We start from the raw sequence: 14434 nt of genomic DNA, 5'->3' as shown, positions 1-14434 counted from the left end.
TCATACCTTGACATATCAACAGGGCAAATGCTTAGAAATTGTTGTTTTAATACAGCAATTACCTGACAGTAATCATAAATTTCTTTTATATTAAAAGAAATTTAAAAAACAAACATGAAATACAACCAGAAACATGTTTAAAAAAATTACTGCCACATTAATCTTCGGGTTTACACTATCCTTCTCTTACGCACAAAAATTGAAAAAACCAGATTAGACGACTATTTCAAAGCACTTGACAGCAATAATAGATTTATGGGGAGCGTGGCAATCGCGCAGAATGGAAAATTACTCTACACAAAAGCCATAGGCTAAACTTGTTTCAGCCAAAAGTTTAGCTCAAATGCAAACAATCAAAGATGGTCATGGAATGGGTCTGGCTAAATTCCCATTTGATGATAAAACAGGTTTCGGCCATACTGGTGGTATTGATGGTTTCAGTTCAGTCTACATCTATTACCCATCTGATAAAATCGCTGTTGCCTTAACCTCAAACGGTTCAAATTATAACAATAATAAGATTATAACCACGATGCTAAACAGTATCTATAATAAAATAAACCATTTGAAATTCCAGCTTTTACAACATTTCAAATTTCAGACAAAGATTCAGAGCAATACCCCGGTATTTATTCCAATAAAGAAATACCTTTTAAAATTACTATCACCAAAAATAATAAAACCTTAATGATTCAGGCGAGCGGACAAAATGCATATCCATTGGAAGCGACCGGAAAAGATAAATTTACGGCTGAACCAATAGGCGTCGTTTTAGAGTTTAACCTGCTTAAAAAGCAAGTCATTGCAACAAGATTGGGCAGTACCTACATCTTCAACAAAGAATAATTCATTTATCCCCTCAGTTTCGTCATCAAAACTGGCCACCCGGCCGGCTGCGATTCCTTATTCCCGTCTTCAGCATTCAAATCATTAGCTGAAGGCGGATTATAACAATTCCCCTATTTCGTGCTTACAAAGTAATCCTTTGCGATGGTGCCAAACAGAACAAACACAAATCTGAACTTATAAGACTTAACACCAAACTGGATTAAAAAATCAATCAGGTATATGTCTATCTATCATTTGTAAAAAAGCGTTGCAATAATTCCCTGGCTGGCTAACGATCTGTCTGGCCTTATATTCCTCACTGAGCTTATTCAGATTAACCTTCACAGAGCTATCTTCATCAACATAAAAAAAAAAACTTCCCTCCGTAGCAGACCAGCCTGATGACTGACTGTTCTCTACCCATTGATTTAGATGGCTATTCAGTCTCCTGTTAAATTCCTTTTCCATATACCAGCAATATTATGCTAATATATTTAGTAAAACAATAGCTGTTGAAAAATAATACTAAAATTTCCCGCCTTTCTGTTTAAAACCGATCTCCACACGGGGCTTATCTTCCTTTTCAATAAACTTGCTCAAATAAGTAAACAGCACCTCTATCTTCTCATCCTGCTTCAAAAGTTTCTTTTCTACCTGTTCAACCAGTAATGATACATCTTTATGCAACAGCAACATTTCACGAATCCCTGTATAGATTCGAATAATCTGTATATTCACACATGAATGGCCCTTTCGCTATTTAACACGCAAGACAACATAGTTACACCTTATTCAGTAAAACAAAAAGGCATATAACGCAATCCCTGACGGTCTTCTTTGGAGGTCACAAATTGTGACCTCCAATTTTCAAGCTCTTCTTTATTCATTTCAAACATAAAATCTTCCGGGAAACGGTAGTAATTGTATTTAATATACCCATCATACAAATGTATTGCGGTTCAGATTCAGCCTGGTAATTTATTTACCCGACAGTTTTCTTTGGAGGTCACAAATCGCGACCTCAAACTATAATCTAATTTCCAGCCCAGCTTCGCCAACCAAAAAATCCCAACCAGCAGTCCAACTACACCACCCAGTTTCGCCATCAAACCATAACTCAATCTGTCACCTCCCTCCCCAACTCCCCCCATTAAGGTGTCTCCTTACCTATTTGAACGCATCTGCAAACCACCAGTTAGAAATTTCAAAAAAGATCACAACTGTTTTCGGGCATTGTTCATCCCTTCAGAGATGAACGCGGCCCGAAAACAGTTGTGATCTTTTTTGAAATCCCTCCCTAAATGACGGTTTGTAAATAAATTTCAAATCCACGTAAGGGTAAACCTTAACCTCGTTGTCCCTAGACTAAAACAACAACAAAATGAACATAAAACCTTATACAATCAGCATCCTGAAAACAGCGATGCTAACCCTATTAACCAGTACAGCATTATACGCTCAAAACAAACCATCTAAAACACATATAGGTTTAATCTACCCTTTAAGCAGTAACGGTAGACACGCACCACTAGACAGCAATTCCTTCTCCTTTAACTTACTTGCAGGTGTATCAGCAGCAGAAGACGGGTTTACCCTTGCAGGTGTAACCAACGTTATCCATCACACCTCAAAAGGTGTCCAGATCGCTGGGGTCTCAAACCATATTGGTCAAAAAGCAGAAGGGACAAGAGTAGCCGGCTTAATGAATATCACCGGAGAGAGTCAGGGCCTCTCCGTTGCCGGCTTTCTTAACAAATCAAATGACATGAAAGGTGCACAAGTAGCAGGTTTTATGAATCTCGCACAAAACTCAACAGGTTTTCAGGTTGCCGGTTTCCTGAACAAATCAAAAGACGTCTCTTCACAGGTAGCAGGGTTTGCTAACCTTGCAGACAACACTAAAGGTATACAAGTAGCTGGTTTCCTGAACAAAGCTAAAAACACATCCTCACAGGTTGCAGGTTTTATGAACATTGCTAAAAAAGTCAAAGGCGTACAAGTTGCCGCTTTTATGAATGTGGCTGACAGCTCTGACTATCCAATTGGCTTAATCAACCTGATTAAAAATGGAGAAAAAAGTATTGGTATAACCGTTGACGACAATCTGACCACTATGTTAACCTTCAGATCAGGAGGAAGAATTATTTATGGAATCATTGGAGCAGGTTATAATTTCAAGAACGACAAAGAAGTATACGCTTTTGAAGCCGGATTTGGTGCACATGTATACACTTCACAAGCCTTCCGTTTAATATTGAATTGAATTAGCTGCTAACTCTTTACACAGCTTTAAAGTCGGAGAATATTTTAAATCCTCAATCAGAATCCTTCCTGCATTCAAAATCACGCCACATATTGAAATCTTCGGAGGGCCAACCTTCAATTACGTAAACACCAATACAACTGAAGGCAGAGAACTGACAGAGAAATTCATCTCCAAATGGGATAGTAAAACTGGCTCCAGACTCCAGGGGATTTATGCAGGTTATATCGGAGGCGTACAGTATATATTCTAACAAAAATCATTAAAATATCTATCTCAATAATTTAAATTATGACCTTATTCAGAAAAGCTCTTAAAACTATTAAAATCGTATCACTGATACTATTAACGATAGTAAGCTCATTAAGCGCGCAGCCTTTCGGAGAAAAGGATCCCATGGCCGCACGCATAGAAAACCTATTGTTTTTTATTCAGAAAAGTCCTGATGCCAATACAGTCGTTTACGAGTTGAACCTCAATGAAGACGGGACGCTATGCAGTCAGGCTCCGGTTAAGGTTTCCTGGATTATGTACGCAGAAGACGGCAAACGGGAAGAATTAACCAGTACTGAAAGGAAATACGTCTATGGCGTGCAGAGTCAGAATTTAGGATATGATGAATATGAAATTCATTTGACAGCCTACACCAAATTACCTTTATACCTGAAGCGCTCTCAGGCTGACAACAAATACAAGATCTATATCAAAGATGAGGGCCAGCCCTATCTGCTCAAAAGAATGTTTATCAAATTAGACAGGTGCTCCTTCTGGTATCCTAAGGTACAATATATCGATCTGGTTGCAGTAGACACTGCTAATGGAAGAGAAATTTTACGAAGAATTAATATTTGAGATAACCGGAGAAGCAGAATTTAATATATTTGGAGAAGACATACCACGTGGAATTAACCGAAACTGTGACGCTAACTGCACCTATTGAATACGATGACACCGCTTTTGAACAATTGTTTAAAGCGCACTATAAGGCCTTGCATATTTATGTAAACACGATGATTCGTGATGACGAGATGGCGGAAGAAATTGTGCAGAACAGATTTATGAAATTCTGGGAAAACAGAGCGCTGCTGAATATCGAAACCTCAGTAAAAGCCTACCTGTATAAATGTGTCCACAATGACACCCTGAATTTCCTGAAGCATGAAAAGGTAAAAACACGTTATCAGAACTTTACACTTCATACTTCTCAGGCCAGCGAACCTGCTTCACACAGAATAGAATTAAATGAATTGGAATCCAGAGTACATAGAGCAATGGAAGATTTACCTGAACAATGCCGGCTTATATTTCACATGAGCAGGTTTGAAGAGTTAAAATACAGAGAAATTGCTGACCAGCTGGGTCTTTCTATTAAAACAGTAGAAAGCCAGATGGGGAAAGCTTTGAGAATATTACGCTTAAAGCTGGTCGATTTTTTAGCCCTTATTATATTGGGAATAATGTTTTACAAGGATTTTTTGAATTAAGATGGGCGATTAGAGATGAACTTTTAATAAAGTATTTATTAAACGAGACAAGTACTGAAGAAAATTCAGAAGTACTGCATTGGATAGCTGAAGATCCGGCTAATAAGACTTACTATGACCATTTTAAACAGATTTGGGAAACAAGTAAAAAGCTGGAGCCAGTTAGTACAATAGACGAAGAACAGGCATGGAAGAAATTTAAAGCCAGAGTTGCTGCACCTGTTGAACAGGAAGCTAAAATTGTTCCATTACGCTACAAATATGGATGGCTTAAAATTGCAGCTATATTCCTCATTGCAGCAGGAATATGGAGTACTTATCGATTTTTTGGTGCCACAGATTATATACCAGTCGGTGCAGGTAAAGAAGTTATTGTTAAAACACTTCCTGACGGCTCAGTATTGACACTAAATAAAAACTCATTAATGAGCTTTGCCAGTAATTTCACCGATCACCGGGCAATCCGTTTACAAAAAGGAGAAATATTCTTCAAAGTGACACACCGAACAAAGAAAACCATTCATCATCGATGTAGATAAGGTAAAAATAAAGGTAGTTGGCACTTCCTTCAATGTTAAACACGCAAATGAAGAAACAGAAGTTATTGTAGAAACTGGTATCGTAAAAGTAAGCATCGGCAGTGCCTCCGTAGAATTACATAAAGGAGAAAAAGTATTTATAAAGAATGGAACAGCTGAATTAAAAAAAGAAAGAAATACGGATCAGTTATATAATTATTACCGTAGCAAAGCCTTTACCCTCAATAACACCTCACTTTCGAGATTTATAGAAGCCTTAAACGAGGCCTACCAGGTAAATATTGTTATTGAAGACCCACGTATCAAAAACCTAACGCTCACAACTACTTTTACAGAGGATTCACTGGATCATATTTTACAAACTATCTGTCAGACACTGGATATTAAACAGGTGCATAGTGAAGGAAAAATCCTCCTGGTAAACAAATTATAATGAACAAGACATTACTTGTACTATGCCTTTTATTTTTTGTATGTAAGCTACATGCACAGCAGGATAATCATGCTGAAAACTTATCCAGAAGAGTTACTATAAAAGTAAAAAATCAAAAGATTGCCGAAGTATTGAGTCAGATCAGTACTTCCGGCAATTTTTACTTTTCTTACCAGGGTAACTTATTTAATACTGACAGCCTTGTTACACTTTCTGTTCAGAACACTCCTATAAGAACTGTCCTTGATCAATTGTTCAGAGGTAAAGTCGATTATAAAGAGAACGGACAACATGTTATTCTCCGGCTGGCAACATTACACCTCACTATAGAACCAGAAAACATCACTACCGCTGAACGCTTATACCTGATCAGCGGTTATGTTGTTGATACTAAAACAGGCTCCAGAATCAAACAGGCCAGTGTTTACGAAAAACGGCTGCTTCAATCTACCTTAACTAATAACGATGGTTATTTTAAACTTCGTTTCAAAGGTGATTATAACGAAGTGATACTGACTGCCAGTAAAGAAGCTTACCGGGATACCACGCTGATTTTTCTATCCAATATCAATATAAAACCAGAAGGATATGAGGATACCACCTCAGGACGCAAAACCAGGATAAGCAATGTGGTAGAAAATCTGGGCATTGGAAGATTCTTTGTCTCTTCGAAACAAAGGTTCCAGAGTTTAAATATATCCGGTTTCCTGGCTAACAGCCCTTTTCAAGCATCTCTTACGCCGGGTCTGAGTTCACACGGAATGATGAGTTCACAGGTAATCAATAAAGCTTCCTTTAATATTTTGGGCGGATACTCTGCAGGCTTGAATGGCATTGAGATGGCAGGTTTGTTCAACATGGACAAAACTGATGTACGTTTCGTCCAGATTGCGGGATTGTTCAATATTGTTGGTGGATCTGTAGAAGGTGTACAGATGGCTGCAGCTGTAAATTCTGTTATTGGAAATATAGATGCCATGCAGGTGGGTGGTCTGTCCAATCATGTTCGTGGCAATGCCGATGGGATACAGATGGCAGGGGCTATCAATATAGTCAAAGGAGATATGAGTGGATTTCAGGTTGCCGGCATATACAATCGTACCCGCAAAGATTTTAAAGGTGTACAAATGGCAGGAGCCGCTAATATGACTGGTGGAACTATGAAAGGAGTCCAGATCGCTGGATTATTTAACTATGCAAAAATAGTTAAAGGTGTACAATTCGGATTGGTGAATGTTGCTGACAGTTCCTCAGGTTATAGTATTGGCCTGCTTAACCTGGTCAAAAAAAATGGATATCATAAAATCAGTTTGTCCAGTAATGAACTCATTAATGCCAATTTAAGTATCAAAACTGGTACTCATAAACTATATTCCATCCTGATGGCAGGTCATAATTTTTCAGATACAGCAAAGATTACAACTATAGGCTTTGGCCTTGGACATGATATGGCGATGAATAAAAAGCTATCTCTTGCTGTTGAATATAATGCTCAGCTAATTACTACCGGCAATTGGGATGAGGTCTCCGGACGGACTGAATAAATTACAGGTAAGTCTACAATTCAAAATATTTAACGGACTGACTATTTTTGGAGGTCCGTCCTATTCACTCTATAACGCAAATCGCCCGGAAGGCTCTGGTATAAAAGGCTATAAGCAGCAGGTAGCTCCGGATTATGCGCATGCATTCAACAGTCAGCTCAGAGGATGGCTGGGCTGGAATGTTGGAATTACCTTATTTTAAAGAACCCCCTTTACCATTATAGCAAAAGGGGTTACAACACACACAAGGTCTTTATAATTACTTATGGTTTACTATGACCGAAGGGAAATAGTAACCATCATAGGAAACTGTCTTTTTAACTGCAGCCGTTATCGGGTCATAAAAATATAAGTTGTTAGCTTTAAAGTTTTCTCCGAAACCTGACTGTACAGTACTTACCAATAACTGATCCAGTTTCGAATTATAACTCAAACCAGCACCATAAAAAATCTTACCGGCAGGTAATTTTAAAAATGCCTTAGCCAGAGAAGCCTCATTCCGGGAATATATTTATAGATTTCTGTACCACCGCTAAAAGATCCGTTTTTAGCAAAGAATACAGCATTCTCTTTGGTAGATGCTGTAATAGATCCCGGATGCCATGCACCCCATGAACCAGAAATTATGAAAGGTACTGTAATTGTCTCAACCTCAACTGCAGAGTTGATTTTAAACAATTTAGTTCCTCCTGCTGCCCATATACTACCATCAATAGTACGTGCAAAACCAACTGATGCGCCAGCAATCTTTTTCACCACTGTATTATCAGAGGCATTCAGGATCACAACACCGTCAGTTGAAGAGAGTACAAAGATATAATTACCTTCTTTGATCATATCACCAACCTGTCCGCCAACATCAGCAATCTTTTGACCTACAACTAAGGTATTCAGATCAAGTGGGAATACTCCTTTACCAGAACTGATTAAACCTTTGGTTTCATTAACACCAACAAAAGAGCGCCAGTCATTACCACCCTGACCTGGTATACGGGCTACCTCTTTCATACTATATTCGTCCGTAACTACCATTGGCCCGCCTACCTTTGAAATCAGGTAGAACTTTTTGTTAAAAATAACACCCGATTGCAGCGTAGATGATTTAGGTTCCAGATTTTTCGTTGGATTTTCTTTAACAAAAATGCTGTCTTCCATTTTATTGGTATTGAAACGGAAGAAACTTACCGTTCCCGTTCCATGACCAAACCAGCCCTCGTTCACGATATAAAAACCATTCTCATATTTACCCCATACATGAATCTGATAATCAACACTAATTTCGCCACCAGGCGTTGCTGCTTTAAAATTGATCTTATAATCCCCCTGATCTGTTCCTTTAAAGGTAAAGACAGAGTCAGATCCTTTACGCGCACCATTAACTGTCCAGCTGTAAACTGCACTTTTATTATTTTTTTCAGCTTTGGGTGCAGGAATAAAGTATCATTAATTGTAATCGAGTCTTTTCCTCCTTTAGCTAATTGTTCAGCCACCACCTCTGGCTTAATTAAAAGCTCTTTCTCATTGTCCTTTTTACAAGATGCGATCGCTAGTATAGCTAAACTGGCAAATACATATGGTATTGATTTTTTTTTTTATTCATTGTATTGATTAGTTGTTAATATTTAAATCTGCGGCCCCCCTTACTTCGGTAGAAATTTCACCTAACATTGTATTGCCTTTTTCGTTCTGACCTGTATAAACCTTTACGAAATCAATTGTAGTAAGGTTAACAGCCTGTCCTGTGCTGTTTACAGCCCATGAAATATCGAATGAGTTATACATGTTATCAGCATAATTATCACCAGTTGACCAGCTATCTGTATATCCCCATGCAAAAGGGTTATTAATGAAAATCTCACCATTTTTACCCCATGTAGAATTCAATAATGTTCCTTTAAAAGTAGTGCTTACCTGATTTGGTGCAAACAGTGGATAATAATTGTGATTATGATATCTGTTAATCTCTACCTGTCCTGATTGTCCCTGATTATCTGTCCAGTCCAGTTTACATTTGCTGTAGCATTAGGATTGGTATAAGTAATTTCATAGTTTTTGATAGTTCCTGCGGCATTGTATTCACTGCCGGCAAGTTCATACCATTGATCATCCGGTAAACCATTACCATTACTATCCTGGCTTACCATCACAATACCCGGTTCTGACCACTGTAAGGCTGGGCCTAATGGATTACCATAGATTGCAAGGTCATAACCTTGTCTGTTGGTAATAGAATGATCAAATCCAAAAAAAACGACATAGCCACCATAACCTCCTAATGAAATCATACCTGTCTGACTAACATCACCAATAATCCGCTGTGCACCAGCCAGACTGCCCAGACTTTCGTTGATAAACTGTCCCGGAGCAGGCAGGTATTCAAATACTTTAGTAATAAATTTACTGCTGGCGGCGGTTACTTCTCTTACCGGAGTTCCTGTTTTAACGTCATTATTTACGTCTTTTTTACATCCTGTGAATGCAATAGCTGCAACAAGTGCAATTGCCAAAGGATTAAATTACTTTGTAGAGTTTTCATCATGTTATGATTTAGGTTGATTAATAAACAAAAGCAAAATGCGCAGGGATATCACCTGTTGCAACTTCATATCTCTTCTTACCAGTGGGATCAAAGCTGTAAAGTGTACCAGGCGAAACATAATCCTTTGCATCAGTTATAAATACATCTTTAGTATAAGGATTGACTGCAATTCCGTAAGGAATGGTAATATCTTTATCAGTACCATCAGTAATGAATTTTTTATCCGTAAGGACTTCATTTTTCACATCAATAATACCGTACTTAATCACATATCCTCCTGTGATGTAACTGAATTCTGAACTATAGAAATAAGCAGAGTTATCATCTATGACAAGATTACTCACACCAATATCAAAGGTTTTCTTCACCTTCTCAGTTTTAGTATCAATTACAAAAAGTTTAGAAGGAATATCATAATAATCACCTCTTGAGGTTACGTATAAATCACCATATTTATCCGCTTTAAGACGATGCAGGTTAACACCAACATCAATCTTATTCACTACCTGAAAGCTATTCAAATCAATTACTGAAACTGTTCTTTCATAATTACTTGGTGTATAACCTCCAGAATTAGCTACATATAGCTTTTCTCTGACAACTGCCATTTCCTCAGGCTGACGGCCAACATTTATCCTTCTGGTTTCTGTAAGCGATGTGGTATCAATTTCCGCAACAATACCATTTGGTGCTGAAGGATCGCCTACTGTGCCCAGATAAGCACTTACATAAGCTTTTCCTTTATGGAAAGTAATATATCTGCAGTTCGTAATGTTAATCTGGCTGAGACGTTTGCCTGTTTTAACATCCATAACTTCTACTTTATTAGAGATATTAACTACTACATATAATTTCGAACCATATACACCGACATCGTTACCTACATCTCCCAGCCCCTTAACAACTGTCGGATTAGCTTGATTATAGATATTTCTGCGGTAAATACCGGTTTGTAAATCCATGAAGTCTAATGAAGCTCTATTCATATTCATGTTACCTTCATTAACCAGGTAAAAACCTTTTACAGGTGTTGACGGGCCAGGCGGCACAACGATTTCATCTTCAAGAATCAGTTGTGGATCCTTCCTGCAGGAAAACAGGGATACTGTTGCCAAAACGACCAGTGATAAACAATAAGCGGTTTGCTTTTTCATTTTTTTATAATTTGGTTTAATAAGAATATGCTAAGGTGAACCGGTAAGAACGACCCGGCATTGGAAAATTGGTGATCACATCGTAATACTGGTTCAACAGATTATTTACTTCTGCTGAAAGCCTGAAACGCTGTTTATTTAATGTCTTTGTATAGTGAAATGCAATGTCATGAGTATACCAGGCTGGTACATAATTTTTATTATTATTAGCACTTTGATCATATCGCTCACTGGTATAGATATAGCTATAGTTCATCGCAAAGTTTTTCCAGTCTGCACCCAGCAGAAAAGAGCCGCTGTTTAATGGGATATAAGGATCTGATTTCTGTAATTTAGTTTGACATCGGTCACGTTCAGTGCCTGCTGATAGGTATAGGTAAGTCCTGTATTCAAAAGGAGATCATTTGTGATCTTCCAGGCCGTCTGTACATTCACATCCAATCCTTTAATCTCTACACGGCCAATATTCTGCATGCTCCAGCGGAACAGGTTGGCTCCCGGCACAGCGACAATCTTATCTTTTACGGTATTATAATAAGCATCTGTCTGAACAGAAACCTGTTGAAGCAGTTTGCCTTCAAACGCCCTGATATAAGTCAATCCTAAATCATACTGTTTTGTGTATTCTGGTCTGAGGAATGTATTACCGATCTGGGTATAATATAAATCATTAAAAGTAGGCATCCGGAAAATGTTCTTATAGAAAAACTTCGTATCCGGAATTCTTTCTGATTAAAAGGTTGCCAGGAAACCATCACCGTCGGTGAAAGCATATGTTTGTTTCCGGCAGAATAATATTGTTCTACCTTATCATTTACATAAGTATTTAATAAATTAGCCTGTATATCAATTCTATCAAAGTGAATTTGTGTAGCCAGTGCAGTCAGAAAGGCATTTCTCGTAGGATAAGGAAACCGCTCAAGATTGGCATCCAGCGTATTACGTTGATAATCACCAGACAACACAATATCCCAGAATGAATTGATTTTATATCGGTTGGCAACTGACAAATAAAGCTCCCGCTGTTTATAGACATTATTTAGAAGCCCGGTCTCTTTCACATAATCAGGATTCAGATACCTTGAATAGTCATTTGCAAACTTTGCTGCTACCATCAGGTTATACCTTCCGGCTTCTTTTTTATAAGTAGTTTGTGCAAAGAAGTTCTCGTTCCATAACCGCTGGCTAAAGTCATAGACATTGTTTACAATAGCTCCGGGCAACCCCTGGTGATCTTTGTAAAAATAAACCCTGGCCGTCCAGGTACTGCTGTCCGGCAACTTACCATTCAGTCCAGCTTCTATCCGCATTGTTTCTATGTCTGCATTTTTCCGTACAAATACAGAATCATACACACCATTAGTATAATGAAACTTATATCTGCCGTTAGCATTTTTATATTCTGTACTGACAGAGGCCGAAACCGCATCGCTGATTTTATGCTGCCATAATAAGGTTGGATTAATCAGCCCAAATGAACCTGTTTTAACAGCGGCTTTGATATGATCGGTTTGTCCGTTTTCGAATTCAGGCTGTTTGGCATTAAGATAAATGGAGCTTCCGGAAGCAAAACCTCTGGCAGATTGGAAAATGGTACTCTTCTGTCCATTGTAAAGTTCTATTTCATCAATATTATCTAAAGAGAATTTTCCAAGATCGACTTGTCCGTTTTGCGCATTCCCTAACTGTACACCATCATAAAATACGGCAGTATGGTTAGTTCCCATACTCCTTACATTAATAGTTTTGAGGCCGCCAATCCCTCCATAATCCTTCAATTGCACGCCAGAAAAAAAACGGATCGCATCAGCAACAGACAGATAAGCTACTATTTCTTTCGAGGTCCTTACCCGATAAAATCTGTAAAGGAGAAGCTGAAAGCTGTCTTTTGCCCAGTTTAATTGCACGAATAGAAACTTCTTTAAGCTCTTTCGCCTTTTTAACAGAATCGGTTTGCGCAGAAGAACTAAAGGGCACAAAAACCCCTAGCCATAAGATAGCAGAAAAGCCGAAAAAAGAACTATAGATGCCACCATAGGCAAATTTTCTTTTGGTCATTTTGTTGTGAGGGTTACCCACAGCAAACAGCAGATTAAGGAAATGATTACGTCAATAAAAAGCACTCACCCCTAGCTTCAATCCCCGAAAGCTATGAAATTATAATGCTAGAGGCAGGTCTTCTGACTTACTCCCGGAGGTTCACGCCTTCCCCATAATATATTATCTGAGTGGCTGGATATGAATTCCGTTACAGAGCTTACAGCTGCGGGACAGTTATGGATTTACACCATATTCCCTTTTAATCCTGATCGATAAGATCAAGAACCAAAAGCAACGCAAAGTTATTAAAATAAACGACATAGAATTAAAGAAGCTGTTTAATTTTAAACAGTTTTAATCTTCACCCATTAATTGTTTCTTATACTCTTCCAATTTAGCCATTTCCTCTTCCGGCAATACAGGATATTTAAGTTTCATCTCTTTGAAGGTTTCTTCCAGAATCTGGCTGATTGTTAAACGCGCAAACCATTTTTTATCTGCCGGAATAATGTACCACGGTGCATTTTCAGTTGAAGTTTCTGTAATTGCATCTTCGTAAGCAGTCATATAATCTTTCCACAACGCTCTTTCTGCAATATCCCCGGACGAGAACTTCCAGTTCTTTGAAGGATCATTGATTCTATCCAGAAAACGAACTTTTTGCTCTTCTTCAGAAACATAGAGAAAAAACTTGAGGATTACTGTTCCGCTTTCAGTGAGCTGCTGTTCAAAATTACGGATACTTTCATATCGCGCTTTCCAGAAGTTTTTATCTATTTTTGACTTCATCATATCCGGGGATTCTTTCATTCAGTACATATTCCGGATGAACTTTACAAACCAGCACATTTTCATAATGTGACCTGTTATGGATACCAATCCTTCCTCTCTGGGGCAGGGCGATATAATGTCTCCATAAAAAATCATGTGCATACTCACTGGCATTAGGTGTTTTAAAACTATATACCTGGCAGCCCTGAGGATTTAAGCCAGACATCACATGTGAAATCGCACTATCCTTTCCAGCAGCATCCATGGCCTGAAAAATGATCAGCACAGAATGTGAATTTTCAGCATATAAGGTTTCCTGATAATTACTCAGCTTCTCCTTAATAGAAGCAAGCGTTGCCTTTCCAACCTTTTTACCCAGATCGCCATCAAAATGGGTACTATAATCTTTCAATTTTATTTTTTGTCCTGCGGGTGCTAAAAAGCGTTCGGTTTCTTTACTCATGGATAATTGATAATGATAGGATAGTATTGATTGTGGTGATCAGCACAAAATATGCCAATTCAGGTTTTACATATATTAAATACTATCAGGGATATCCGCTTCCAGCCAATTTTAATTCAAAAAAAAGGCCTGATAATCAAGGAGAATCAGATCACTGATGGTACATACACCCCAATAACGACAACGTATTTTATAATGACAAAAATTTTAGTGATTTATTTACGTTAATTTGCACATAATGTTCTTTGAACCTTTTTGAATTTAGACAGGAAATAGATTACCACCTATATTTGATAGCTGAATATTTTTACCTTATAAATTCAAACAGATTCTAATAAGAATTAACTTATACTGTTTTACTAATTTTTGACCATAT

The 14434-nt window shown here is 38.0% G+C and carries 24 protein-coding genes, 1 pseudogene and 1 riboswitch; of the genes and pseudogenes, 9 read left to right on the top strand and 16 right to left on the bottom strand.

The window, feature by feature from the left end; genetic code table 11:
- Positions 1 to 343: 343 nt before the first annotated feature.
- Positions 344 to 688: a hypothetical protein gene (locus ACWYN3_RS00885; protein ID WP_456219451.1), complete on the top strand. Its 345-nt coding sequence runs from the start codon at positions 344 to 346 to the stop codon at positions 686 to 688.
- Complete coding sequence (locus tag ACWYN3_RS00880; RefSeq protein ID WP_456219450.1) at positions 688 to 846, top strand: hypothetical protein; 159 nt, start codon at positions 688 to 690, stop codon at positions 844 to 846. The genes ACWYN3_RS00885 and ACWYN3_RS00880 overlap by 1 nt, the downstream gene beginning before the upstream one ends.
- A 210-nt stretch (positions 847 to 1056) precedes the next feature.
- Here ACWYN3_RS00880 and ACWYN3_RS00875 read toward each other — a convergent pair whose 3' ends face one another.
- Genes ACWYN3_RS00875 through ACWYN3_RS00860 form a run of 4 tightly spaced genes read right to left on the bottom strand, consistent with a single transcriptional unit; the run spans position 1057 to position 1979 of the window.
- Positions 1057 to 1296, bottom strand: a complete 240-nt coding sequence (locus tag ACWYN3_RS00875; RefSeq protein WP_456219449.1) for a hypothetical protein — start codon at positions 1294 to 1296, stop codon at positions 1057 to 1059.
- 57 nt (positions 1297 to 1353) lie between these two features.
- The gene (locus tag ACWYN3_RS00870) at positions 1354 to 1566 is read right to left on the bottom strand and encodes a hypothetical protein (protein ID WP_456219448.1); all 213 of its coding nucleotides are present in this window, start codon (positions 1564 to 1566) and stop codon (positions 1354 to 1356) included.
- Between the two features lie 50 nt (positions 1567 to 1616).
- Entirely contained in the window at positions 1617 to 1775 is a 159-nt protein-coding gene (locus ACWYN3_RS00865; protein WP_456219447.1) for an ORF6N domain-containing protein, read from the bottom strand.
- Positions 1776 to 1793: 18 nt separating this feature from the next.
- On the bottom strand, positions 1794 to 1979 hold the full coding sequence (locus ACWYN3_RS00860; protein ID WP_456219446.1) for a hypothetical protein: 186 nt from the start codon (positions 1977 to 1979) through the stop codon (positions 1794 to 1796).
- A 230-nt stretch (positions 1980 to 2209) separates the two neighbouring features.
- Between ACWYN3_RS00860 and ACWYN3_RS00855 the strand changes: the two genes are divergently transcribed.
- The 7 genes from ACWYN3_RS00855 to ACWYN3_RS00825 all read left to right on the top strand — a co-directional run bounded on the left by ACWYN3_RS00855 (position 2210) and on the right by ACWYN3_RS00825 (position 7293).
- Positions 2210 to 3091, top strand: a complete 882-nt coding sequence (locus ACWYN3_RS00855; RefSeq protein WP_456219445.1) for a hypothetical protein — start codon at positions 2210 to 2212, stop codon at positions 3089 to 3091.
- A 291-nt stretch (positions 3092 to 3382) separates the two neighbouring features.
- The gene (locus ACWYN3_RS00850; protein WP_456219444.1) at positions 3383 to 3943 is read left to right on the top strand and encodes a DUF4833 domain-containing protein; all 561 of its coding nucleotides are present in this window, start codon (positions 3383 to 3385) and stop codon (positions 3941 to 3943) included.
- 47 nt (positions 3944 to 3990) lie between these two features.
- Complete coding sequence (locus ACWYN3_RS00845) at positions 3991 to 4575, top strand: RNA polymerase sigma-70 factor (RefSeq protein WP_456219443.1); 585 nt, start codon at positions 3991 to 3993, stop codon at positions 4573 to 4575.
- Positions 4500 to 5114: a FecR domain-containing protein gene (locus ACWYN3_RS00840; RefSeq protein WP_456222827.1), complete on the top strand. Its 615-nt coding sequence runs from the start codon at positions 4500 to 4502 to the stop codon at positions 5112 to 5114. Before ACWYN3_RS00845 ends, ACWYN3_RS00840 begins: the two co-directional genes overlap by 76 nt.
- Positions 5098 to 5547, top strand: coding sequence for a FecR family protein (locus tag ACWYN3_RS00835; RefSeq protein WP_456222826.1), 450 nt, complete (start codon positions 5098 to 5100; stop codon positions 5545 to 5547). Before ACWYN3_RS00840 ends, ACWYN3_RS00835 begins: the two co-directional genes overlap by 17 nt.
- Positions 5547 to 7091: an STN and carboxypeptidase regulatory-like domain-containing protein gene (locus tag ACWYN3_RS00830; protein ID WP_456219442.1), complete on the top strand. Its 1545-nt coding sequence runs from the start codon at positions 5547 to 5549 to the stop codon at positions 7089 to 7091. The genes ACWYN3_RS00835 and ACWYN3_RS00830 overlap by 1 nt, the downstream gene beginning before the upstream one ends.
- Positions 7066 to 7293, top strand: a complete 228-nt coding sequence (locus ACWYN3_RS00825) for a hypothetical protein (RefSeq protein WP_456219441.1) — start codon at positions 7066 to 7068, stop codon at positions 7291 to 7293. Before ACWYN3_RS00830 ends, ACWYN3_RS00825 begins: the two co-directional genes overlap by 26 nt.
- Before the next feature lie 57 nt (positions 7294 to 7350).
- Here the strand turns inward: ACWYN3_RS00825 and ACWYN3_RS00820 are convergent, their stop codons facing one another.
- The 12 genes and pseudogenes from ACWYN3_RS00820 to ACWYN3_RS00765 all read right to left on the bottom strand — a co-directional run bounded on the left by ACWYN3_RS00820 (position 7351) and on the right by ACWYN3_RS00765 (position 14058).
- A complete protein-coding gene (locus ACWYN3_RS00820; RefSeq protein WP_456219440.1) occupies positions 7351 to 7524 on the bottom strand; it encodes a DUF5074 domain-containing protein in 174 nt (57 codons plus the stop codon).
- A gap of 35 nt (positions 7525 to 7559) precedes the next feature.
- Positions 7560 to 8312, bottom strand: coding sequence for a DUF5074 domain-containing protein (locus ACWYN3_RS00815; RefSeq protein WP_456219439.1), 753 nt, complete (start codon positions 8310 to 8312; stop codon positions 7560 to 7562).
- A gap of 129 nt (positions 8313 to 8441) precedes the next feature.
- A pseudogene (locus ACWYN3_RS00810) lies at positions 8442 to 8525 on the bottom strand (hypothetical protein); the annotation flags it as partial.
- 174 nt (positions 8526 to 8699) lie between these two features.
- Positions 8700 to 8975, bottom strand: a complete 276-nt coding sequence (locus tag ACWYN3_RS00805) for a hypothetical protein (RefSeq protein WP_456219438.1) — start codon at positions 8973 to 8975, stop codon at positions 8700 to 8702.
- A gap of 80 nt (positions 8976 to 9055) precedes the next feature.
- Positions 9056 to 9598 (bottom strand): hypothetical protein, encoded by a 543-nt coding sequence (locus ACWYN3_RS00800; protein ID WP_456219437.1) that lies wholly within the window; start codon positions 9596 to 9598, stop codon positions 9056 to 9058.
- A gap of 49 nt (positions 9599 to 9647) precedes the next feature.
- Entirely contained in the window at positions 9648 to 10784 is a 1137-nt protein-coding gene (locus tag ACWYN3_RS00795; protein ID WP_456219436.1) for a YncE family protein, read from the bottom strand.
- Positions 10785 to 10800: 16 nt separating this feature from the next.
- The gene (locus tag ACWYN3_RS00790) at positions 10801 to 11040 is read right to left on the bottom strand and encodes a hypothetical protein (RefSeq protein WP_456219435.1); all 240 of its coding nucleotides are present in this window, start codon (positions 11038 to 11040) and stop codon (positions 10801 to 10803) included.
- A 44-nt stretch (positions 11041 to 11084) separates the two neighbouring features.
- A complete protein-coding gene (locus ACWYN3_RS00785; protein WP_456219434.1) occupies positions 11085 to 11468 on the bottom strand; it encodes a TonB-dependent receptor domain-containing protein in 384 nt (127 codons plus the stop codon).
- Positions 11387 to 12562: a TonB-dependent receptor gene (locus ACWYN3_RS00780; protein ID WP_456219433.1), complete on the bottom strand. Its 1176-nt coding sequence runs from the start codon at positions 12560 to 12562 to the stop codon at positions 11387 to 11389. The genes ACWYN3_RS00785 and ACWYN3_RS00780 overlap by 82 nt, the downstream gene beginning before the upstream one ends.
- Positions 12563 to 12590: 28 nt before the next feature.
- Positions 12591 to 12842, bottom strand: a complete 252-nt coding sequence (locus ACWYN3_RS00775; RefSeq protein ID WP_456219432.1) for a hypothetical protein — start codon at positions 12840 to 12842, stop codon at positions 12591 to 12593.
- Between the two features lie 95 nt (positions 12843 to 12937).
- Positions 12938 to 13129, bottom strand: a riboswitch (cobalamin riboswitch).
- 49 nt (positions 13130 to 13178) lie between these two features.
- Positions 13179 to 13616 (bottom strand): hypothetical protein, encoded by a 438-nt coding sequence (locus ACWYN3_RS00770; protein WP_456219431.1) that lies wholly within the window; start codon positions 13614 to 13616, stop codon positions 13179 to 13181.
- Entirely contained in the window at positions 13594 to 14058 is a 465-nt protein-coding gene (locus ACWYN3_RS00765; RefSeq protein ID WP_456219430.1) for a hypothetical protein, read from the bottom strand. The genes ACWYN3_RS00770 and ACWYN3_RS00765 overlap by 23 nt, the downstream gene beginning before the upstream one ends.
- Between the last annotated feature and the right edge of the window lie 376 nt (positions 14059 to 14434).

This window comes from Pedobacter sp. NJ-S-72, from assembly GCF_053890575.1.
Note: the sequence above shows the minus strand (reverse complement) of the source record. Positions and strands in the feature narration are given on the sequence as shown.